The organism is Curvibacter lanceolatus ATCC 14669 (assembly GCF_000381265.1).
Taxonomy (GTDB): domain Bacteria; phylum Pseudomonadota; class Gammaproteobacteria; order Burkholderiales; family Burkholderiaceae_C; genus Curvibacter; species Curvibacter lanceolatus.
This window is the reverse complement of record NZ_KB906264.1, coordinates 127,991-149,186: the sequence shown is the minus strand read 5'-3', so window position 1 is coordinate 149,186 and position 21,196 is coordinate 127,991. Positions and strand designations below refer to the sequence as shown.

The window sequence follows — 21,196 nt, the reverse complement described above, 5'->3', positions numbered from 1 at the left end:
TCATTGAGCCACGATATGAAGTTGATCGCTACCTTGCTCAGCGCCGCCGTGCTGGCCGCCTCCGCTTTTTCGGCCTGTGCTGCTGAAGAAAAACCCGCTGCAGCGGCCAAGCCTGATCTGGTCAAGGGCGAGGCAAGCTTTGCCACCTGCGCCGCCTGCCACGGGGCTGACGGCAACTCGGGCACCCCGGCCTACCCGAAGCTGGCGCAACAGCACCCCGACTACCTGGTCAAGCAACTGCGTGAGTTCAAGTCGGGCCAGCGAGCCAACGCCGTCATGAGCGGCATGGTTGCCGCGCTCAGCGACGACGACATGAAGAACATCTCTGCCTGGGTCTCCAAGAACAAGGCCAAGCCCGGCTTTGCCAAGGAAAAAGACCTGGTCACCCTGGGCGAGCGCATCTACCGCGGTGGCATCGCCGACCGTCAGATCGCTGCCTGCGCAGGCTGCCACAGCCCGAACGGCGCCGGCATCCCGGCCCAGTACCCGCGCCTGGCAGGCCAGCAGTCCGAGTACACCGCAGCCCAGCTGACCGCCTTCCGCGACGGTGTGCGCAAGAACAGCATCCAGATGACGGGTGTGGCTGCCAAGCTCAACGACCGCGAAATCAAGGCCGTGGCCGACTACATCGCCGGCCTGCATTGATACCCGGGCAGAGGTTCACGGAACCTCTGCCCGTTTTCTCTCCCTCAGCAGGGCGGGCCTCATCTGCGGCCCGCCCTTTTTGTTTGCATCAGGCCCTGGCGACACCATGTCTCTTCCCCTTGCTGAAACCGGCCCGCAGGCGCAGCCCCCGCGCAGCAGCCCCGAGCGCCTCAAGGTGCTGGTGGACCTGCTGTCGTCGATGCGCTTTGCCATCTCGCTGCTGACCGTCATCTGCATTGCTTCGGTGATCGGCACCGTGCTGCAGCAGAACCAGCCGGCGGTCAACTATGTGAACCAGTTCGGCCCCTTCTGGGCCCAGTTGTTTGGCGAGCTGCACCTCTACTCGGTGTACAGCGCCTGGTGGTTTCTGCTGATCCTGGGCTTTCTGGTGGTCAGCACCTCGCTGTGCATCGCCCGCAACACCCCCAAGATCCTGGTCGACCTGAAGACCTTCAAGGAAAACATCCGCGAGCAGAGCCTGCGCGCCTTCGGCCAGCATGCCGAGGCCGATTTCTCTGAGGCCCCCGAGGGGCTGGCCCGTCGCCTGGGCGAGGGCTTGGTGCAAGGCGGCTGGAAGGTGCGCCTGCAGCAGCGCGACACCTCGGCCGGCCCCGGCACGGGCTGGATGGTGGCGGCCAAGGCCGGGGCGGCCAACAAGCTGGGCTACATCGCCGCGCACTCGGCCATCGTGCTGATCTGCCTGGGCGGCTTGCTGGACGGCGACCTGATCGTGCGCGCCCAGATGTGGTTCAACGGCAAGGCGCCCTATGCCGGTGCCGGCCTGATAGCCGACGTGCCCGCCCGCCACCGCCTGAGCGAAAACAACCCCACCTTCCGCGGCAACCTGATGGTGGCTGAGGGCACGCAGTCGAGCACTGCCATCCTCAACCAGTCCGATGGCGTGCTGCTGCAGGAGCTGCCGTTTGCGGTGGAGCTCAAGAAATTCATCGTCGAGCACTACTCCACCGGCATGCCCAAGCTGTTTGCCAGCGAGATCGTGATCCATGACAAGGCCACCGGCGCGCTGACCGAGGCGCGGGTGGAGGTGAACCACCCCGTCAACTACCACGGCATCGAGATCTACCAATCAAGCTTTGACGACGGCGGCTCCAAGGTGCGCCTGCAGGCCTTGCCGCTGGACTCGGACGGTGCCCGCTTCGAGGTCGAGGGCGTGATCGGCGGCAGCACCGGCCTGACCCGCAGCCAGACCGGCGAGAAGTTCAACCTCGAGTTCAGCGCGCTGCGCGTGATCAACGTGGAAAATTTTGCCGGCCAGGGCGGGCCCTCCGGTTCGGGCGTGGATGTGCGCAAGGTCGATTTGCGCGACTCGGTGGAGGCTCGCCTGGGTGCGGCCAACAAGGTGATGACCAAGAAGGAGCTGCGCAACGTGGGCCCCAGCATCACCTACAAGCTGCGTGACGCGGCCGGCCAGGCCCGCGAGTTCCACAATTACATGCTGCCGGTCGACATGGGCGACGGTGGTGCGCCGGTGATGCTGCTGGGCATGCGCGAGACGCCAGCCGAACCGTTCCGCTACCTGCGGGTGCCGGTGGATGACCAAGGCGGCATGGACAGCTTTTTGCGCCTGCGCAAGGCCCTGGGCCAGCCCAAGCTGCGCGAGCAGGCCGTGGCCCGCTATGTGGCCCTGGCCATCGACCCCAGCAAGCCGGAGCTGGCGCGCCAGTTGCAGGCCTCGGCCAGCCGGGCCCTCGATCTGTTTGTCGGCAACCCGGCGGCGGCCAAGGGTTCTGATCGACCAGCGGGTGGTTTGCAGGCGGTGGCCGACTTCATCGAGTCCAACGTGCCCGAGGCCGAGCGCCCGCGCGCGGGCGAGGTGCTGATCCGCATCCTCAACGGGGTGCTGTTCCAGCTGGAGCAACTGAGCCGCGAGCAGGCCGGCCTGAAACCCTGGCCCAACGAAGCCAAGACCCAGGCCTTCATGACCCAGGCCGTGCTGTCACTCAGCGACGTGCAGGCCTACCCGGTGCCGCTGACCTTTGTGCTGAAAGATTTCACCCAGGTGCAGGCCAGCGTGTTCCAGGTGGCGCGTGCCCCTGGCAAGACGGTGGTCTATCTGGGCTGCGCCTTGCTGATTCTGGGGGTCTTTGCCATGCTGTACGTGCGCGAACGCCGCGTCTGGATCTGGGTGCGCCCCGAGTCTGACGGCACGCGTGCCACGATGGCCTTGTCCAGCAATCGCAAGACCATGGATGGCGACCGTGAATTCGAACACCTGAAAATCAAGCTGCTGGGCCTGGCACCCGCGTCGCGTGACGCTGCCGAGGGCCCCGCCCCGAACTGACCACCGGAGTCGACCCCATGAACACCGCGACCCGTCCCACGACGAGCATCACCCTGAGCGAAGGGTTTTTTTCACGCCGATCCTGGCTCGACTGGCTGTTTGCTGCCCTGGTGCTGGCCGCCGGGGGCGCCACCCTGTCGATGTACGGGCAGGCCATGGATGTCTATGAAACCGGCATCCTGATCGCCGCCGTGCCGGCCGCGATCTGGCTGGGCTGGTTCTGGCGCCCGTTGGCGGTGCTGATGGTGGGGGTGGCGGGCCTGAGCCTGTTGGCCATCTCGTCCTACCACGCGAGTGGCGAGGCGCCCACGCTGGCGCGGGCGGACACGGTGTTCTGGCTCAAGTATTTCCTGTCGAGCCAGTCGGCCATCCTGTGGATGAGCATGCTGGTCTTCATGAGCACCATCTTCTACTGGCTGGGCCTGGTCGGTGGCCAGCATGGGGCCACCATGGAGCTGACGGGCTCGCGCCTGGCCTGGGCGTCGGTGGTGATGGCCCTGACGGGCACCATGGTGCGCTGGTATGAAAGCTACCTGCTGGGGGCTGACATCGGGCACATCCCGGTCAGCAATCTGTACGAGGTGTTCGTGCTGTTCTGCTGGATCACCACGGTGTTCTACCTCTACTTCGAGGCCCAGTACAAGACCCGGGCCCTGGGCGCTTTTGTGATGCTGGTGGTGAGCGCCGCCGTGGGCTTTTTGCTGTGGTACACGGTGGTGCGCGAGGCGCATGAGATCCAGCCCCTGGTGCCGGCCCTGAAAAGCTGGTGGATGAAACTGCATGTGCCGGCCAATTTCATCGGCTACGGCACCTTTGCCTTGTCGGCGATGGTGGCCTTTGCCTACCTGATCAAGCAGCAGGCGGGCGAGAAGCGCTGGTACAAGCTGACCCCGCTGTGGCTGCTGGGCATTGTGCTGTGCTTCGAGCCCATGGTGTTCCGTCGCAGCACGAATGAGGCCGGCGGCAGCTACTGGGTGGTGTACTTTGCGATCTCGGCGCTGGTGGTGGCGGGCATTCTGTTCGCCCGCGAGCGCATTGCGCGCCGTCTGCCGCCGCTGGAGGTGCTGGACGACGTGATGTACAAGGCGATCGCCGTGGGCTTTGCCTTCTTCACCATCGCCACCGTGCTGGGCGCCTTGTGGGCCGCCGAGGCCTGGGGCGGCTACTGGAGCTGGGACCCGAAGGAAACCTGGGCCCTGATCGTCTGGCTGAACTACGCGGCCTGGCTGCACATGCGGCTCATGAAGGGGCTGCGCGGCACGCTGTCGGCCTGGTGGGCCCTGGGCGGGCTGGTGGTGACCACCTTCGCCTTCCTGGGTGTCAACATGTTCCTCAGTGGCCTTCACAGTTACGGGACATTGTGAACTTTCGGTGAATTTCGCGAATCCTTGAAAGAATGCGGGTCGTACTCCGACCAACGCATAACTTCAAGGAGCTTCCATGCTGATCAAGACGCGCGACGACGGTTTCCAACACCGGGTCGCCAGCGAAATCACCCCCGCTTCCGTCTATGCCGGTCGCCGCCAGTGGCTGCGGCAACTGGCCCTGGCCGGCGCCGGCACCGCGCTGGGCAGTTGGGCCGCACGCGACGCGCTGGCCCAGGCCACGCCCTATGCCCACCCGGGCAAGCTGCCGGCACTGGCGGGCGCCAAGTCGGCCGTGGCCGGTGCCATGACGATGGACAAGGTGACCGATTACAAGGACGCCAGCGGCTACAACAACTACTACGAGTTCGGCACCGACAAGGCCGACCCGGCGCGCAATGCCCACACCCTGGTGACCTCGCCCTGGCGGGTGGAGATCGACGGCCTGGTCAAGAAGCCGGGCCCCATCAACCTGGAAGACCTGATCAAGCTCAGCGCCCAGGAAGAGCGCATCTACCGCCTGCGCTGTGTGGAGGGCTGGTCGATGGTGATCCCCTGGGTGGGTTATTCGCTGGCCGAGCTGATTCGCCGCGTGGAGCCCCTGGGCAGCGCCAAGTACGTGGAGTTCCACACCCTGGCCGACCCCAAGACCATGCCCTTCGTGGGCTCGCGCATCCTGGACTGGCCTTATGTCGAAGGCTTGCGCATGGACGAAGCCATGCACCCGCTGACCCTGCTGTCGTTTGGCATGTATGGCGAGGTGCTGCCCAAGCAGAACGGGGCCCCGGTGCGCCTGGTGGTGCCCTGGAAATACGGTTTCAAGAGCGCCAAGAGCCTGGTGCGCATCCGCTTCACCGACAAAGAGCCGGGCACGGCCTGGAACAAGGCCGCAGCCAACGAGTACGGCTTTTATTCCAATGTGAACCCCGAGGTGGACCACCCGCGCTGGAGCCAGGCCACCGAGCGCCGCATCGGTGAGGACGGCTTGTTTGCCAAGAAGCGCAAAACCCTCAAGTTCAATGGCTACGAGGCCCAGGTGGCGTCTCTGTATGCCGGCATGGACTTGAAGAAGTTCTATTGAGCGCCGCCCCCATGCGTTCTGCCTCCACTGTTTCGACAGGCCGCGCCGCCGGGCCGGGCGGTGTGCGCGCCAGCCTGTCGGCGGCCTTGCTGTCGGCCTGGGCCAAGCCTGTGGCCTGGGTGTTGCTGCTGCTGCCCCTGGCCTGGCTGGTGGCGCTGGCCGCCACCGATGGCCTGGGGGCCAACCCGGCCGAGGCCCTGATCCGCGCCACGGGCGACTGGACCTTGCGCCTGCTGTGTGGGGTGCTGGCGGTGACGCCGCTGCGGGTGATCGGACGTTTGCCGGCGCTGGCCCGCTTTCGTCGCCTGCTGGGTCTGTTCGCCTTTTTCTATGCCCTGGTGCACCTGGCCTGCTACAGCCTGTTCGACATGGGCCTGGAGTGGGGTGATATCGGGCGTGACATCCTCAAACGGCCCTTCATCCTGGTGGGCTTCACGGCCTGTGTGTTGATGCTGCCCCTGGCCCTGAGTTCGTTCAATGCCGCCATCAAAGCCATGGGAGGGCGGCGTTGGCAGGCCTTGCACCGGGGGGTGTACGCCGTGGCCTTGCTGGGCCTGCTGCATTTCTTCTGGATGCGGGCCGGCAAACACAATTTTGCCGAGGTGGCCCTCTATGCGGCGGTGATCGCGGCGCTGCTGGGCTGGCGCCTGCAGCAGGCCTGGCTCAAGCGTCGCCGGGCTGGGCGTGTTGCTTAGCCCGGGCGACTGATCAGTGCCCGCCCACGGCCCGCAGGGCCGGCTGGGCGCCGCGCAGCGGGTCGATCTGCAGCGTCGGCAACTGGTAGGCGCGGTCATCAAACAGGTCGATGCCGCACATCAGGTTCTCCAGCCAGTCAAAGAACTGGTTGATGGCGACCTGGCCCACGATGGGGGCGCCATGCTGGGGCACCAGCATGCTGATGTCGAGCTGGCGCACCATGCGCACCCACAGGCGCAGGATCTTGTTGGAGACCATGTAGCGCCGGTGAAAGCCCTCCATCAAGGGGATGTGGTCCGTCAGGTCGGTGACGAACTTCTGGGCCTGCTGGCCGGTGGTCAGTGACACGCCCAGATCGCCGGTGAACAGGATGCGGCTGACCGGGTCATAGAACTGGAAGTTGCCCTCGGAATGCATGAAGTGCGCGGGCAGCAGCCACATTTCATGGCGCCCGATGCGCAGCTTGCCGCCGCCATCCGGCACGCCGATCACGCGGTCTTCGGTCTTGCCGACCTTGGCAAAGTGGGGTGCAAAACGCTCCCAGATGCGCGAAATCACCAGCTTGGCGCGGGTGGAGGTCATCCAGCGGTCCAGCGAGGCGATGATGTCGGGGTCGGCGTGCGAGGCCAGCAGGTAGCTGAGCTTGCTGGGTGGAAAGTGCTTGGACATGCCCAGGAACAGCTCGTTGAACGCCAGGTTGCCACCTGGGTCGATGATGGCGCCCGTGCCATCGTCCACGATCAGGAACTGGTTGGCCTGCACCGCCTGCCCACCCTCCTCGATGAGGTCGGTGAACATCAGGCAGGCGTGGTCAGCGTCGCGGTAAAGTTCCAAAGGCATGCATATTCCCTGCGGCCATCGACACAGCCGGAACCTGCACTGTACGGAAGTGGCATTTCTGTGACTTGATGCACATCAATGCCTTTGATCCGTATTGATCAGCCGTTAGGCAGCAGGCTTTCCAGCGCAAAGGTGTCGGCAGCGGTCTCGCGGCGGCGGATCAGATGGGCTTGGTCGCCGTCCACCAGCACCTCGGCCAGGCGCCCACGGGTGTTGTAGTTGCTGGACATGCTCATGCAATAGGCCCCGGTGGACAGCACCGCCAGCAGATCGCCCTGGGCCACGGCCAAGGTGCGGTCACGGCCCAACCAATCGCCGCTCTCGCACACCGGGCCCACCACGTCGTAGGAGGTGGCGGTGGCGGTGTCGTCAGCCTGGACGGGCACGATGGCGTGGTAGGCCTCGTACATGGCCGGGCGGGGCAGGTCGTTCATGGCCGCATCGACGATGCAGAAGTTCTTCTGCTCGCCGGGCTTCAGGTAGAGCACTTCGGTCAGGCACAGGCCGGCATTGCCCACCAGGGAGCGGCCGGGCTCGATCATCAGCTGGCGCTGGCCAAAGCCGCGCGCATCGAGCTTGGCCAGCAACTGGGCCCACAAGGCATCGGCCTCGGGCGGCGTGTCGCCGTTGTAGTTGATGCCCAGGCCGCCACCGAAGTCGATGTGGTGGATGGGAATGCCGGCCCGCTCGATCGCTTCGACCAGATCAAGCACACGGTCCATGGCATCGAGGTAGGGGTCGACCTGGGTGATCTGCGAGCCGATGTGGCAGTCGATGCCCACCACCTTCAGGCCGGGCAGGCTGGCGGCGCGCTGGTAGGTGGCGAGAGCCCGGTCGTGTGCCACGCCGAACTTGTTGCCCTTGAGACCCGTAGAGATGTAGGGGTGGGTCTTGGCGTCGACATTGGGGTTGACGCGGATGCTCACCGGCGCGGTGGTGCCCAGTTCAAGGGCCACCGCGTTCAGCACTTCGAGTTCGGCTTCGCTTTCGACGTTGAAGCAGCCGATGCCGGCCTGCAGGGCCAGGCGCATTTCGGCGCGGGTCTTGCCGACGCCCGAGAAGATCACTTTGGACACATCGGCGCCCGCAGCCTGCACCCGGGCCAGCTCGCCGCCCGAGACGATGTCGAAGCCGCAGCCGGCCTGGGCAAAGAGTTGCAGGATGGCCAGCGACGAGTTGGCCTTCATGGCGTAGCAGATCTGCGCCTTGCGACCGGCAAAGCCACGCTGGTAGGCGGCCAGTGCCGCCAGCATGGAGGCCTTGGAGTAGACAAACAGGGGGGTGCCGAAGCGCTGGGCGAGCTCGGGGCTGGCCAGGCCTTCGACGGTCAGGACCTGATCACGGTACGAAATATGGGGCTGGCCGGGCAACTGGGCTTGGGTCATGGTGTGGTTGTGGTGGGCGTGAGGGGGGTGGCCGGGGCGGTTGGCGTGGCATCCGCGGGCTGTTTGCGATCCGTCGTGGCGCGCAGCGAGTCGGGGGTCAGCACCTGGGGCAGGGTGGCCCGTTGGGCTGCGGCCGGGTCTTGCGGCAGGTACAGCGGGCCGCGCTGGCCGCAGCCGCACAAAGCGCTCGACAAGGCACCCGCAGCGACAAGGGCAATCAGCCTGACTAGAATTTGGATTCGACTCAACATCAGCGAATTGTAATGACCGACCTTGAATTCATGGACCGTGCCGAAACCCTGCTCAAGGCGGTGGAACTCCGTTGCGATGCCCTCAACGACAGCACCGATGCCGATATCGACGCCCAGCGCAGCGGCGGCATGATCACGATGGCCTTTCCCAACCGCAGCCAGATCGTGATCAACCTGCAAAAGCCCTTGCATGAGGTCTGGCTGGCCACGCGCAGCGGCGGCTACCACTACCGTTGGGTGGAGGGGGGGTGGCGTGACACCAAGGGCACGGGCTCATTCTTTGAGCAACTGAGCCTCGACGCCACGGCCCAGACCGGCCAGAACTTGGCATTCCCAGCGCCCTGAGGCCTGCGCTGCAGGGTTCCGGCCTCAGATCAGCCCACCGCCGGGTCGCTCCAAGGCGGGCTGGGCCCCTTGGGGGGGCTGAGCCCTGCGGCTCCAGGCCTGCCTGCGCAGAGCTGGACAGGGCAAAGAGCGTCTGCGTCCGCGGCCGCACCAGTCAAAGACACGAAGTGAGGGGGCCATCAGGCCCCCTTCTTGATGCCACAGACCTGCAACGAAGCGGTCAGCCCGGCGCCCGGCCGCCCGAAGGCGGGCTGGCCCCCCCTGGGGGGCAGGGAGTGACACGAAGTGCGCGACCGTGGGGGCCCGAGATCAGCCCGCCGCCCGGCCGCCCGAAGGCGGGCTGGGCCCCCCTGGGGGGCAGGGAGTGACACGAAGTGCGCGACCGTGGGGGCCCGAGATCAGCCCGCCGCCCGGCCGCCCGAAGGCGGGCTGGGCCCCCCCGGGGGGCAGGGAGTGACACGAAGTGCGCGACCGTGGGGGCCCGAGATCAGCCCGCCGCCCGGCCGCCCGAAGGCGGGCTGGGCCCCCCCGGGGGGCAGGGAGTGACACGAAGTGCGCGACCGTGGGGGCCCGAGATCAGCCCGGCGCCCGGCCGCCCGAAGGCGGGCTGGGCCCCCTTGGGGGGCAGCGACCACACGAAGTGAGGGAGCGTGGGGGCCCTAGTTCCTGAAAAGGTCGAGGATGCGTGAGCGCTCGTCTGCCGGTGCAGGCGGGTGGGCGCCCCCGGTGGCTGCCGCAGGCGGGGCCACCCCGGCGCTGCCGCCCTTGTCGTCCAGGCCCAGGCTGCTCACGCTGTTGCCGCGGGCGAACTCTTCAAAATACCATTCACCCCCCACGTTGACCACGCCTTCGGGGGCGCTGGGCTCGCTGACCGGCACGCCCTTGAGCGCGCGTTCCATGAAGGTGATCCACACCGGCAGGCTCAGGCCGCCCCCGGTTTCTCGATCCCCCAGCTTGCGCGGGGTGTCGTAGCCAATCCAGGTCACCGCCGCCAGCGTGGGTTGAAAGCCCGCAAACCAGGCGTCCATGGAGTCGTTGGTGGTGCCGGTCTTGCCGTAGATGTCGGGGCGCTTCAGGGTGGCCTGGGCCTTGGCCGCCGTGCCCGAGCGGGCTACTTCCTGCAGCAGGCTGTCCATCATGAAGGCATTGCGCGGGGAGATGGCGCGCGGGTTTTCGTCCAGCGCGGGCGTCTTGCTCTGCACCAGCAGCTTGCCCTTCTGGTCGGTGATGTGATCGATCACCCAGGGGTTGACCCGGTAGCCCCCGTTGGCGAACACCGAGTACGCCATCACCATCTGCATCGGCGTGACGGAGCCCGCACCCAGCGCCATGGTCAGGTAGGGCGGGTGCTTTTCGGCTTCAAAGCCGAAGTGGGTGATCCAGTCCTGGGCGTAGCGCGCGCCAATCGATTGCAACACCCGGATCGAAATCATGTTCTTGGACTTGGCCAGACCCCGGCGCAGGGTCATCGGGCCTTCGAAGGTGCCGTCGTAGTTCTTCGGTTCCCAAGGCTGCCCGCCGGTGGTGCCGGCATCAAAGAACAGCGGCGCGTCGTTCACCACGGTGGCCGGTCCAAAACCCTTTTCGAGCGCGGCCGAATAGATGAAGGGCTTGAAGCTCGAGCCTGGCTGGCGCCAGGCCTGGGTCACATGGTTGAACTTGTTCTTGTCGAAATCGAAGCCGCCGACCAGGGCCTTGATGGCCCCGCTGCGCGGGTCCACAGCCACAAAAGCGCCTTCCACCTCGGGCAACTGGGTGATCTCCCAGGTGTCCTTGGGCGTCTTCACCACACGGATCACAGCGCCTCGGCGCAGCCGGATGTTGGGAGGGGCTTTGTCAGACAGGCCCGATTGCGCGGGTTTCAAGCCATCACCGGTGATTTCGACGCTGTCGCCGTTGGGGCGTACCGCGGTGATTTTCTTGGGGTTGGCATCCAACACCACGGCGGCCATCACATCGCCGTTGTCAGGGTGGTCGGAGAAGGCGTCGTCGATGGCCTCGTCCAGCTCTTTGGGGTTGCCGGGTAGGTTGATGAAGCGCTCGGGGCCCCGGTACACCTGACGCCGCTCGTAGTCCATGATGCCCTTGCGCAGCGCGCGGTAGGCCGTGTCCTGGTCGGCTGCATTGATCGAGGTGTAGACGTTCAGGCCCCGCGTGTAGGCCTCGGCTCCGTATTGCGTGAGCACCAATTGGCGCACGGTTTCGGCCACGTACTCGGCGTGGATGCGCGAGCTGTCGGGGCCGAACTTGATGCGCAAGGCCTCGTTGCGGGCATCATCGGCCTGCGCTTTGGTGATGAAGCCGTTCTCTTCCATCCGGTCGATGATGTATTGCTGCCGGATGCGAGCCCGTTTGGGGTTGCTGATCGGGTTGTAGGCCGACGGGGCCTTGGGCAGGCCGGCCAGCATGGCGGCCTCGGCCACCGTGATGTCTTTCAGAGGCTTGCCAAAATAGGTGTCGGCCGCGGCCGAGAAGCCGTAGGCGCGGTTGCCCAGAAAAATCTGGTTCATGTAGATCTCGAGGATCTGATCCTTGCTCAGCATGTGCTCAAGCTTGAAGGTGAGCAGGATTTCGTAGATCTTGCGGGTGAAGGTCTTCTCGGAGGAGAGGTAGACGTTGCGCGCCACCTGCATCGTGATGGTCGAGGCCCCCTGGCTCTTGACCCGGCCCAGGTTGGCCAGGCCGGCGCGGAACATGCCGATGTAGTCCACCCCGCCGTGCTGATAGAAGCGTGCATCTTCGACCGCCAGCACGGCGTCCTTCATGATCTTCGGGATGTCCTTGATGGGCGTCAGGTTGCGACGCTCCTCACCGAATTCACCCAGCAGCGCGCCGTCTGCCGAATAGACGCGCAAGGGGAGCTTGGGCTGGTAGTCAGACAGGTCGGTGATGTCGGGCAGGTTGGGGTAGGCCACCGCCAGGGCCACGGCCACCAGCATCAGCACGCTCAGCAAGCCTGCCAGCGCCAACCCGGCCAGCCACAGCAGCACCCGTACCGCCCAGTGAGTTCTCGCTGGCGAGCCGGTGCGAGGGGACTCCTGAGGGTTCTTGGGGGTGGAGCGTGCCATGGTCGATTGCGAAGTGAATTGCGAATTATAGAAATTGAGCACGCGCAGGGTGGCTTGCCCTGACCTGCCACATCAGCGGGTTCCGTAACTTATTGCAAAATAGTCACAAATCGTCTGCTTTTGACAACGAGAGGTGAACGCTGCCGGGTGGAATTCCTTGGTCTGACAACACCCTTGCTGATAGCATTCAAGCAAAGTGTGAAGTAGAAGCGTCCGTCCGGGCGTGTTACGGGGGACCATCTTGATCTCTTTAGGATCATTGTTTGGCCGGCAGGTGGCGCCCCTGCTCGGCATTGATATCAGTTCGTCCAGCGTCAAGCTGGTTGAGCTGGGTCGCGAAAAGTCCGGAGGGTATGTTCTCGAGCGCTGCATGATGGAGCCGCTGGAGAAGGGCTGGATCATCGACGGCAACATCGAGAAGTTCGATGAGGTGGCTGATGCCGTGAAACGCCTGATCAAGCGTTGTGGCAGCCGTACCAAAAACGTGGCCATGGCGCTGCCCGCGTCGGCCGTCATCACCAAGCGCATCGTTCTTCCAGGGGGTCTCTCGGACCAGGAACTGGAAGTTCAGGTCGAATCCGAAGCCAATCAATACATTCCTTTTTCGCTGGATGAAGTCAGCCTGGACTTCTGTGTCATCGGCCCCAGCCTGAGTTCGCAGGGCGATGTGGACGTCCTGATTGCTGCTTCGCGCAAGGAAAAGGTGCAGGATCGCCAGGGCCTGGCCGAGGCCGCCGGCCTCAAGCCGGTGGTGCTCGATGTCGAATCTTTTGCCTCCCGCCTGGCGGCTGGCCGCCTGATCGAGCAGCTGCCAGGGCAGGGCACCGGTCTGATGGTGGCCTTGTTCGAGGTGGGCTCGATGACCACCAGCCTGCAGGTGCTCAAGGACGGTGAGGTTTTGTATGAGCGTGATCAGGCCTTTGGCGGCGCACAACTGACCCAGTTGATCGTGCGCCAATATGGCTTCTCGCCGGAAGAGGCGGAGTCCAAAAAACGCTCTGGCGAGTTGCCTGACGATTACGCCTCGTCGGTGCTGCGGCCCTTTGTGGAAAGCGTGGCGCAGGAAATCGGCCGGGCGCTCCAGTTCTTCTTCACCAGCACGCCGTTCAATCGCGTGGATCACATTCTGCTGGCGGGGGGCTCTGCGGCCCTGCCGGGCCTGGCTGAAGCGGTGACGCAACAGACCTCGTTTGCCTGCAGTGTGGTGAACCCTTTCGAGGGCATGCAGATTCAAGACTCCGTGCGCCTGAAGAAAATGGCCCGTGAGGCGCCCGCCTACCTCACCGCATGTGGACTGGCCATGCGGAGGTTCCTGACATGATCCTGATCAACCTGCTGCCTCATCGCGAAGAGGCCCGCCTCAAGCGCAAGGAAGCCTTCAAAGTGGCTGTGGTGGGGTCGATGATGCTCGGGGCCCTGTTGGTGGCGGTGGTGTACCTGGTGTACCAGTCCAGCCTGACGGACCAGCGTGAGCGCAACGAGACGCTGAAGGCCGAGATCAAGTCGCTTGAAGTGCAGATCAAGGAGATCTCGAACATCGAGGCCGAGATTGCCGCGCTGAAGGCTCGCCAGAAGGCGGTGGAAGACCTGCAGTCCGATCGCAATGCCCAGACCTACCTCATGAATGAGTTGGTCAAACAATTGCCCGATGGGGTTTATGTGACGAGCATGCGGCAGGAGGGCCAGACCATCCTGATTCAGGGAGTGGCCCAGTCCAATCAGCGCGTTTCTGAGGTGCTGAAGAATTTTTCCTCGGGTTCTCCTTGGTTTGCCCGGCCTGAATTGCTTGAAATTCAAGCCGGCACCGTGAATCTGAGCCCCCGGGATCAACGCCGGGTGGCTAATTTCGGTATGAGATTCCAGTTGCTGCGAGCCTCGGATGTTGAGAAGGCCGCCGAAGCGGCGGCGAAGAAGTGAGTCTCACGATGGCGATCAACACCAAGCTTTCAATCGATTTTCCTGCTCTGTTGGAGCAGGCGAGGTCCCAGTTTTCCGACCTCGACCCCAAAGATCCTTCGGCGTGGCCGGCGTTTCCGCGTTATCTGACTTTTGTGTGTGCCGCCGCTGCGGTGGTCATCGTGGCGTGGTTCGCTTGGCTCACCGATTTCCAGGCAGAGCTGGAACAAGAAGTGCTGACTGAAGAAAAACTCAAGACTGATTTCAGTGCCAAGTTGACCAAAGCGGTGAATCTGGATGCGTTGAAAAAGCAGCGCGAGCAGGTTCTGCAGTATGTGAATCAATTGGAAAAGCAATTGCCGGGCAAGGCGGAAATGTCGGCCTTGTTATCTGACATCAATCAGGCCGGTCTGGGGCGCAGTCTGCAGTTCGAGTTGTTCCGCCCCGGGCAGATGGCGGTCAAAGAGTATTACGCTGAGTTGCCGATCTCGATCCGCGTCACGGGCAAATACCATGACATCGGCTTTTTTGCCTCCGATGTGGCTCATCTGTCACGCATCGTGACCCTGAACAACCTGACCTTGGGTCCGGGTAAGGATGGGACATTGGTGATGGATGCCACGGCCCGAACCTTCCGTTATCTGGATCCGGATGAAGTGGCCAGCCAGCGGCAGGCCAAGGGGGGCAAATGAACCGGTCCCTGCAATCTTTATGGCCCATGCTGGTCGTGGCGACAACGGTCTTGGCCGCGTGCGGTTCGGATGAGTCTGAAATCAGCACCTGGATGGCTGAGCAAAGAGCCCAGAGCCGACCCAAGGTGGCGCCGATCTCCGAGCCGAAGAAGTTCATTCCCCAGGAATACCTGGGAGCGGATGCTATGGACCCGTTCAATGCCCAGAAACTCACTCAGGCGCTGAAACGTGATTCAGCGTCGCCGGGCAATATGGCCATCATTGCGCCTGAAATGGCTCGGCGCAAAGAGGCGCTCGAGATGATGCCGCTGGATTCGATGGCCATGGTGGGCAGCATGCAAAAAGGGGGCGTGCCTGTGGCACTGCTGCGCATCGACAACCTCTTGTACCAAGTCAAGGTCGGCAATTATCTGGGGCAGAATTTTGGCCGAATCATGAAAATCACCGAGACCGAAGTCCAACTGCGTGAGGTGGTCCAAGACTCCTCCTCGGGTGACTGGATCGAGCGACCGGCCTCTCTGCAATTGCAGGAGCGGGGAAAATGAAAATGAATCAATTTATAAAGTTGGCGCTACGGCTGATTTTCTCGCTGGGCCTGGTGGCTTCGGTTGGCGGTTTGAGGGCCCAGGAGACTCAGACCCTGAAGGCCATATCGGTTTCCTCCCACTCCGGCGCCGAAGTGGTCCGATTTGATTTTTCCGAAGCTGTGACTTTCCGCCTGAACGGGTTTGGCATCCAGTCGCCGGCCCGCGTCGCACTCGACCTGCCCGTGGTCGGGAGTGCATTGCAGAAGAACGTGGTCGAATTCACCCAGGGCAATATCAAGTCCGTCAATGTGATCCAGGCCTCGGATCGCACCCGGATGGTCCTGAACCTGAAGCGGTATCAGGCCTACAGCACCCAGGTGGTGGGCAAGTCGGTTCTGGTTACCTTTGAACCGGCGGCGTCCAGCACGCCGTCCGGCACCACGGTCTCGTCGGCCTTTGCGGAGTCGCACAACGCCGACGTGCTGCCGCTCAAGGACATCGATTTCCGCCGCGGAAATGACAGTGCGGGTCGCGTGGTGGTCAGTCTGCCCAACAACCAGACCGGGGTGGATCTCAAGGTACAAGGTCAGAGTCTGGTGGTCGAGTTCCAGAAATCCTCGCTGCCGGAAGGCCTGCGTCGGCGCATTGATGTGTCGGACTTTGGCACGCCGGTGCAACTGATCACCTCCACCCAAGTGGGCGACCGCGTACGTGTGCTGATCGAGCCCAAGGGCGACTGGGAGCATTCGGCCTACCAGAGCGATGACCAGTTCGTGGTCGAGGTGCGGCTCAAGAAAGTGGACACCAGCAAGCTGCTGCAGGGGCCTGCCTACTCGGGCGAGAAGCTGTCCCTCAACTTCCAGAGCATCGATGTCCGATCTCTGCTGCAGGTGATCGCAGATTTCACCAATTTCAACATCGTCACCTCCGACACCGTGTCGGGCAACCTCACCCTGCGGCTCAAGGATGTGCCTTGGGACCAGGCGCTGCAGATCATCATGGACTCCAAGGGGCTTGGCATGCGCAAGGCCGGCAATGTGCTCTGGATCGCGCCACGGGATGAGCTGGATGCCCGCACCAAGAAAGACTTGGAGGCGCTGCAGGCCATCGAACGGCTGGAGCCACTTCGCACGCAGTCGTTCCAGCTCAATTACGCCCGAGCGACCGACATGGTGGTGCAGTTGCGTGGCGCCGCTGTCGGCGCTGCTTTGGGGGGGCGCCGTTGGTGGCGTGACCCGTTTCCTGTCTGAACGCGGCAGTGTGATTGCCGAGCCTCGCACCAACCAGTTGTTCGTGACCGACACTGCCAAGAAGCTCAATGAGGTTCAGGAGTTGCTGACCAAGCTCGACATTCCGGTGCGGCAGGTCCTGATTGAAGCCCGCATCGTCGAGGCGTCGGATACCTTTGGCCGTTCTCTGGGGGTCCGCTTGGGCGGCAGTGACTTGCGCGGCGTGCGTGGCGGCGATGCTGGTTACTCGGTTGGCAACGGTAATCGAGTGGCCATTGGGGGATCGTATGACGCGGTGTCCTCCACCACCACGGAGAGCTCCAACGTCATGACCACCACGAACACCAGCTTTGTGAATCTGCCCGCCACGGGTCAGGGTGGCTATACAGCCTCTTCGTTTGCGCTGTCGATCTTCAACTCGGCCGCCAATCGCTTTTTGAACCTGGAAATCTCGGCCCTGGAGGCCGATGGCAAGGGCAAGGTGGTGTCCAGCCCGCGTGTCATCACGGCCGACCAGACCAAGGCGCTGATCGAGCAAGGCACGGAATTCCCCTATCAACAGGCGACCTCGAGCGGCGCCACGTCGGTGGCCTTCCGCAAGGCCAACCTGAAGCTGGAAGTGACCCCCCAGATCACGCCCGAAGGCAACATCATTCTGGAGCTGGACATCAACAAGGACAGCAAGGGTGAAACAACCGCCCAAGGCATCGCCATCAACACCAAGCACATCAAGACCCAGGTGCTGGTCGAGAATGGCGGCACGGTGGTCATCGGCGGCATTTTTGAATTGACCGAGTCGGATAGCGAGGCCAAGGTGCCAGTCCTGGGTGACATCCCTGTGATGGGGAATCTGTTCAAGACCAAAACCAAGTCGGTCAACAAGCAGGAAATGCTGGTGTTCATCACCCCGAAGATGGTGTCCGATCGTGCGACCAACCGTTGATTTGGGGATGGAGGTATGTTTGTGAAGTATTTGAAATTTCTTTTTGTTCTGCTGACGGCGTCCTTGCTGGCCGCCTGTGGCGGTGGCGGTGGCAGTGCCGGCACGGCCAGCAGCGGTTCGTCGGGTTCAACCACCAAGGCCACCTTGGTGGTCACGCTCACGGATTCGTCGGGCGCAGCGCTGGCTACGCCGCACACACTCAAGGCCGGCCTGTTCTACCTGGCACAGGCCAAGGCGCTTGATTCGTCGGGCAACCCGATTGCCAACCAAGTGATCACATTCACCACTGACAGCACTCTGGTGACCCTGGCAGCTCCCACGGCGCTGACGGATTCGACGGGTGTGGCCAGCGTCAAGATGACCCCCTTGTCCGTTGCAGGAGCAGGATCGGTGGGGGCTTCGATGTCCTACATGGCTTCAGGTTCGACCACGGCGACCGCCATCACCGGGACGGCTGCCTCCTACCAGGTCACCCCGTCCGCGGCGACCGGTACGCCGACGCTGTCTTTGGCGCTGACGGATTCATCCGGTGTTGCGTTGTCCACGCCTCGTACTTTCTTGACGGGCTCCAACTACAAGGCCAAGGTGACAGTGCTGGATGCCACCAGCGCGCCAATCTCGAATCTGGTGGTGAACTTCACGACCGACGCTACGCTGGCCACCATTTCGCCGACCAGCGCATTGACGGATGCCAATGGTGTGGCCACGGTACAGATCGTGCCGCTGACTCTCACAGGGGCGGGCAGCGTCCAGGCCTCTGCGTCGGTGAACGGCACCTCCTACTCCTCTTCTGCGGTGTCCTATCAAGTCACTTCCGCCAGCGTGGCTGCCTCGCTGTCGTTCGTCTCTGCGACACCCACCTCGATCGTGGTCAGCAATGCGAGCACCGGCACCAAACTGTCGACCGTCGTCTTCAAACTGGCGAACGGCCAGGGTGTGGGCGTGTCCGGGCAGTCGGTCAATTTGAGCCTGAACGCTCAATCGATCAGCGCTGGCGTTGCCTTTGTCGTCAATGGGACGACCAGCACCGGCGTTCAGACCTTGGTCACGGATCAGAATGGCCTGGTCTCCATCAACGTCGCCTCAGGCACCTTGCCGACCCCCGTGTTGGTCACGGCGACCGCCGCCTCCAACAGCAGTCTCACGGCCACATCCGTGGGGCTGGCTGTGACCAATGGTCGGCCGACCCAGTTGCGCTCCTCCATTGCTTCGGCGCCTCTGAGTGTTGAGGCATCTCCGGGGGGAGCGTCGATCATCCAGGGTGTTCAGGCCACCATCACGGTGCTTTTGTCTGATCGCATGGGCAATCCGATTCCCGCTGGCACGGTGGTGAATCTGATTGCCTCGCATGGTCAAATCTCAGGGGCCTGTACCGTGGCGATCGTCAACAGTGCCTCGCAGTGCACCGCGGTATGGACCTCCGCGGCGGCGCGGCCTTCCAACGGTTGGTTCACGGTGCTGGCCTACCTCGATGGCGAAGAAGACTTCGTGGATGCGAACGGCAACAACCAATACGACCTCGGGGAGTCTTTCTACGACGAAGGCCAAGCCTACCTGCCCAAGGATGCCAAGGCCTCGGCCTACAGCGCTGCGACAGATCAACCCATCGCGGGAGGAACCATTGGTACGGTCGCCTGCGCGGTGACCAATTCCACGGTCATTCCCTACATGATTCCGAACACCTGCGACAACGCCTGGACAAGTTCCATCAGAGTCCGTCTTGGGGTGACCATGAACTGGTCCAGTTCCTATGCGACCCTGACATCTTCCAATTCGTCCACATCAGGTATCACAATTCAGGTTGCGGATGACTTGGGCAACGCCATGCCAAGCAACAGCGTGCTGACCGGTTCGATGTCCTGCCCTTCAACCGTGACCACGACGCCGAAGGTCACCTTGTCCAGAGGCAAGACGCCTGACTCGATCTATCCGGTCACTGTGGCGGTGTCGTTTTCTGATTCCCCCACTTCTTGCACTTTGTCTTTCACGGTGACCACGCCCGCCGGGTCGGTCACAACCGGGACCTACAAGTTCTGAAGACTGCCGCGAGCCACTAAACTCAGGGCATCCAACCGCCTGGCAACCTCGGTTGCCAGGCGTTTTCATTTTTGCGGCTTGCGCTGGTGCGGGCCCGGGCCAACTTCGAAACTCATGCTTTGTGTCCTGATCGGCATGCCGGGCTCCGGCAAATCAACTGTCGGGCGCCAACTGGCGCGGCGGCTGGGGGTGTCCTTTTTCGACACCGATCACTTGCTGGAGTCGCGGCTAGGGTGTTCGATCCGCGAGTATTTCGAAGCCCAGGGCGAGGCCGCCTTTCGTGAGCGCGAGCAGCAGGCCCTGGCTGAATGCCTGTCCAATGAGCACGGCGTGGTTTCCACTGGCGGCGGGATCGTTCTGCGCCCGGCCAACCGTGAGCTGCTGCGTGCCGCGCCTTGTGTGATTTACCTGCGCGCCAGCCCCGAAGACATCTACCGCCGCCTGCGCCACGACACCACCCGCCCCTTGTTGCAGGTGGCCGATCCGCTGCGCAAGCTCAAGGAGCTTTATGCCGAGCGCGACCCGCTTTACCGCGAAGCGGCCGGCTTTGTGGTGGAGACCGGGCGACCCAGCGTGGCCGCCCTGGTCAACATGATTTCGATGCAACTCGACCTCGCGTCCCCTGGGGTTTCCGCCTCAGCGCCTAAACTCTGAGGCTGGCCGGCGGTGGTTCAACCGCCTGCGCGGGCGCTCAACGTGCTTGTTGCGGTCCGACCGCCGCTGTTTCTCGGCCTTTTTGATCGCCTTCTCACCGACTTTTCCTGGATGGATTCCGATGACGTCTCAGCCCGCACCTGCCGCCCGTATTTCGATTGAGTTGGGCGATCGCAGCTACGACATCCTGATCGGCTCCGGCCTGCTGGGCCGGGCCGACGCCTACGAAGGCCTGCCGGCCAGCAGCTCGGCCCTGATCGTCACCAACACCACGGTGGCGCCGCTGTACCTGTCCCAACTGAAGCAGGCCCTGGCTGGGCACCATGCTCAACTGCATGAGGTGGTTCTGCCCGATGGTGAGGCCTTCAAGACCTGGGAAACCCTGAACCTGGTCTTCGACGCCTTGTTGGGCCATGGCTGCGACCGCAAGACGGTGGTCTACGCCCTGGGTGGCGGCGTGGTGGGTGACATGACCGGCTTTGCTGCGGCGGCCTACATGCGCGGTGTGCCCTTTGTGCAGGTGCCGACCACCTTGCTGGCGCAGGTCGATTCTTCAGTGGGCGGCAAGACCGCCATCAACCACCCCCTGGGCAAGAACATGATCGGCGCGTTCTACCAGCCCCAGCGTGTGATCTGCGACCTGGCCACCCTGGCCACATTGCCCGAGCGCGAGCTCAGCGCCGGCCTGGCCGAGATCATCAAGTACGGCCCGATTGCTGACACCGCCTTCCTGGACTGGATCGAAGCCCACATGGCGGGCCTGCGCCGCCGCGAGCTCGACCTGCTGGCCCATGCCGTGCGCCGCAGTTGCGAGATCAAGGCCCATGTGGTGGGCGTGGACGAACGTGAATCGGGCCTGCGTGCCATCCTCAACTTCGGCCATACTTTTGGCCATGCGATCGAGGCGGGCCTGGGCTATGGTGAATGGCTGCACGGCGAGGCCGTGGGTTGCGGGATGGTCATGGCGGCGCGCCTGTCGCAACGCCTGGGCTTGGTGGATGCGGCCTGGGTGGCCCGCCTGACCACCCTGATTGCCGCTGCCGGCCTGCCCGTGGTGGCGCCGGTGCTGGATGCGGCCGACAACGCCGGGCGTTACCTGGCGCTGATGCGGGTCGACAAGAAGTCTGAAGCCGGCGAGATCAAGTTCGTGCTGATCGACGGCCCGGGCCAGGCCACGGTGCGTGGCGCACCCGACGCCCTGGTGCGCGAGGTGATTGACGCCAGCTGCGTGGTGGCCTGAG

Annotated in this window: 17 protein-coding genes and 1 pseudogene; 14 read left to right on the top strand and 4 right to left on the bottom strand. The window is 63.6% G+C overall.

The features are described 5' to 3' along the window. Positions 1-15 precede the first annotated feature (15 nt). The 5 genes from F624_RS0120235 (at position 16) to F624_RS0120215 (ending at position 6,087) form a co-directional block, all read left to right on the top strand. Entirely contained in the window at positions 16-645 is a 630-nt protein-coding gene (locus F624_RS0120235) for a c-type cytochrome (RefSeq protein WP_019576171.1), read from the top strand. A 106-nt stretch (positions 646-751) separates the two neighbouring features. Next, on the top strand, positions 752-2,947 hold the full coding sequence (locus F624_RS0120230) for a cytochrome c biogenesis protein ResB (protein ID WP_019576170.1): 2,196 nt from the start codon (positions 752-754) through the stop codon (positions 2,945-2,947). 17 nt (positions 2,948-2,964) lie between these two features. Beyond that, positions 2,965-4,311, top strand: a complete 1,347-nt coding sequence (ccsB, locus tag F624_RS0120225; RefSeq protein WP_019576169.1) for a c-type cytochrome biogenesis protein CcsB — start codon at positions 2,965-2,967, stop codon at positions 4,309-4,311. A 76-nt stretch (positions 4,312-4,387) separates the two neighbouring features. After that, a complete protein-coding gene (gene msrP / locus F624_RS0120220; RefSeq protein ID WP_019576168.1) occupies positions 4,388-5,392 on the top strand; it encodes a protein-methionine-sulfoxide reductase catalytic subunit MsrP in 1,005 nt (334 codons plus the stop codon). Positions 5,393-5,403: 11 nt separating this feature from the next. After that, complete coding sequence (locus F624_RS0120215) at positions 5,404-6,087, top strand: protein-methionine-sulfoxide reductase heme-binding subunit MsrQ (RefSeq protein ID WP_019576167.1); 684 nt, start codon at positions 5,404-5,406, stop codon at positions 6,085-6,087. 13 nt (positions 6,088-6,100) lie between these two features. Here F624_RS0120215 and F624_RS0120210 read toward each other — a convergent pair whose 3' ends face one another. The 3 genes from F624_RS0120210 to lptM all read right to left on the bottom strand — a co-directional run bounded on the left by F624_RS0120210 (position 6,101) and on the right by lptM (position 8,564). Further along, on the bottom strand, positions 6,101-6,928 hold the full coding sequence (locus tag F624_RS0120210) for an oxygen-binding di-iron domain-containing protein (RefSeq protein WP_031255674.1): 828 nt from the start codon (positions 6,926-6,928) through the stop codon (positions 6,101-6,103). Between the two features lie 98 nt (positions 6,929-7,026). After that, a complete protein-coding gene (gene lysA, locus F624_RS0120205; RefSeq protein ID WP_019576165.1) occupies positions 7,027-8,313 on the bottom strand; it encodes a diaminopimelate decarboxylase in 1,287 nt (428 codons plus the stop codon). Further along, the gene (gene lptM, locus F624_RS0120200) at positions 8,310-8,564 is read right to left on the bottom strand and encodes an LPS translocon maturation chaperone LptM (RefSeq protein ID WP_031255673.1); all 255 of its coding nucleotides are present in this window, start codon (positions 8,562-8,564) and stop codon (positions 8,310-8,312) included. Before lptM ends, lysA begins: the two co-directional genes overlap by 4 nt. Positions 8,565-8,576: 12 nt before the next feature. Here lptM and cyaY point away from each other — a divergent pair, with 12 nt between their 5' ends. Next, positions 8,577-8,909 (top strand): iron donor protein CyaY, encoded by a 333-nt coding sequence (gene cyaY / locus F624_RS0120195; protein ID WP_019576163.1) that lies wholly within the window; start codon positions 8,577-8,579, stop codon positions 8,907-8,909. A 659-nt stretch (positions 8,910-9,568) separates the two neighbouring features. Here the strand turns inward: cyaY and F624_RS0120190 are convergent. Beyond that, positions 9,569-11,977 (bottom strand): penicillin-binding protein 1A, encoded by a 2,409-nt coding sequence (locus tag F624_RS0120190; protein ID WP_084679571.1) that lies wholly within the window; start codon positions 11,975-11,977, stop codon positions 9,569-9,571. A 241-nt stretch (positions 11,978-12,218) separates the two neighbouring features. Here F624_RS0120190 and F624_RS0120185 point away from each other — a divergent pair, with 241 nt between their 5' ends. The 8 genes and pseudogenes from F624_RS0120185 to aroB all read left to right on the top strand — a co-directional run bounded on the left by F624_RS0120185 (position 12,219) and on the right by aroB (position 21,195). Beyond that, a complete protein-coding gene (locus F624_RS0120185) occupies positions 12,219-13,298 on the top strand; it encodes a pilus assembly protein PilM (protein WP_031255668.1) in 1,080 nt (359 codons plus the stop codon). Beyond that, positions 13,295-13,894: a PilN domain-containing protein gene (locus F624_RS0120180; RefSeq protein ID WP_019576160.1), complete on the top strand. Its 600-nt coding sequence runs from the start codon at positions 13,295-13,297 to the stop codon at positions 13,892-13,894. The genes F624_RS0120185 and F624_RS0120180 overlap by 4 nt, the downstream gene beginning before the upstream one ends. Before the next feature lie 8 nt (positions 13,895-13,902). Continuing rightward, the gene (locus tag F624_RS0120175) at positions 13,903-14,565 is read left to right on the top strand and encodes a type IV pilus inner membrane component PilO (RefSeq protein ID WP_019576159.1); all 663 of its coding nucleotides are present in this window, start codon (positions 13,903-13,905) and stop codon (positions 14,563-14,565) included. Next, a complete protein-coding gene (locus F624_RS0120170; RefSeq protein WP_031255666.1) occupies positions 14,562-15,110 on the top strand; it encodes a pilus assembly protein PilP in 549 nt (182 codons plus the stop codon). The genes F624_RS0120175 and F624_RS0120170 overlap by 4 nt, the downstream gene beginning before the upstream one ends. Next, positions 15,107-17,264 (top strand): annotated as a pseudogene (locus F624_RS32690) (type IV pilus secretin PilQ). Before F624_RS0120170 ends, F624_RS32690 begins: the two are co-directional and overlap by 4 nt. A gap of 15 nt (positions 17,265-17,279) precedes the next feature. Then, complete coding sequence (locus F624_RS0120160) at positions 17,280-19,301, top strand: Ig-like domain-containing protein (RefSeq protein ID WP_019576157.1); 2,022 nt, start codon at positions 17,280-17,282, stop codon at positions 19,299-19,301. A gap of 114 nt (positions 19,302-19,415) precedes the next feature. After that, positions 19,416-19,955 (top strand): shikimate kinase, encoded by a 540-nt coding sequence (locus F624_RS0120155; RefSeq protein WP_043426333.1) that lies wholly within the window; start codon positions 19,416-19,418, stop codon positions 19,953-19,955. Positions 19,956-20,076: 121 nt separating this feature from the next. Continuing rightward, positions 20,077-21,195, top strand: a complete 1,119-nt coding sequence (gene aroB / locus F624_RS0120150; protein ID WP_031255664.1) for a 3-dehydroquinate synthase — start codon at positions 20,077-20,079, stop codon at positions 21,193-21,195. Position 21,196: the final 1 nt, after the last annotated feature.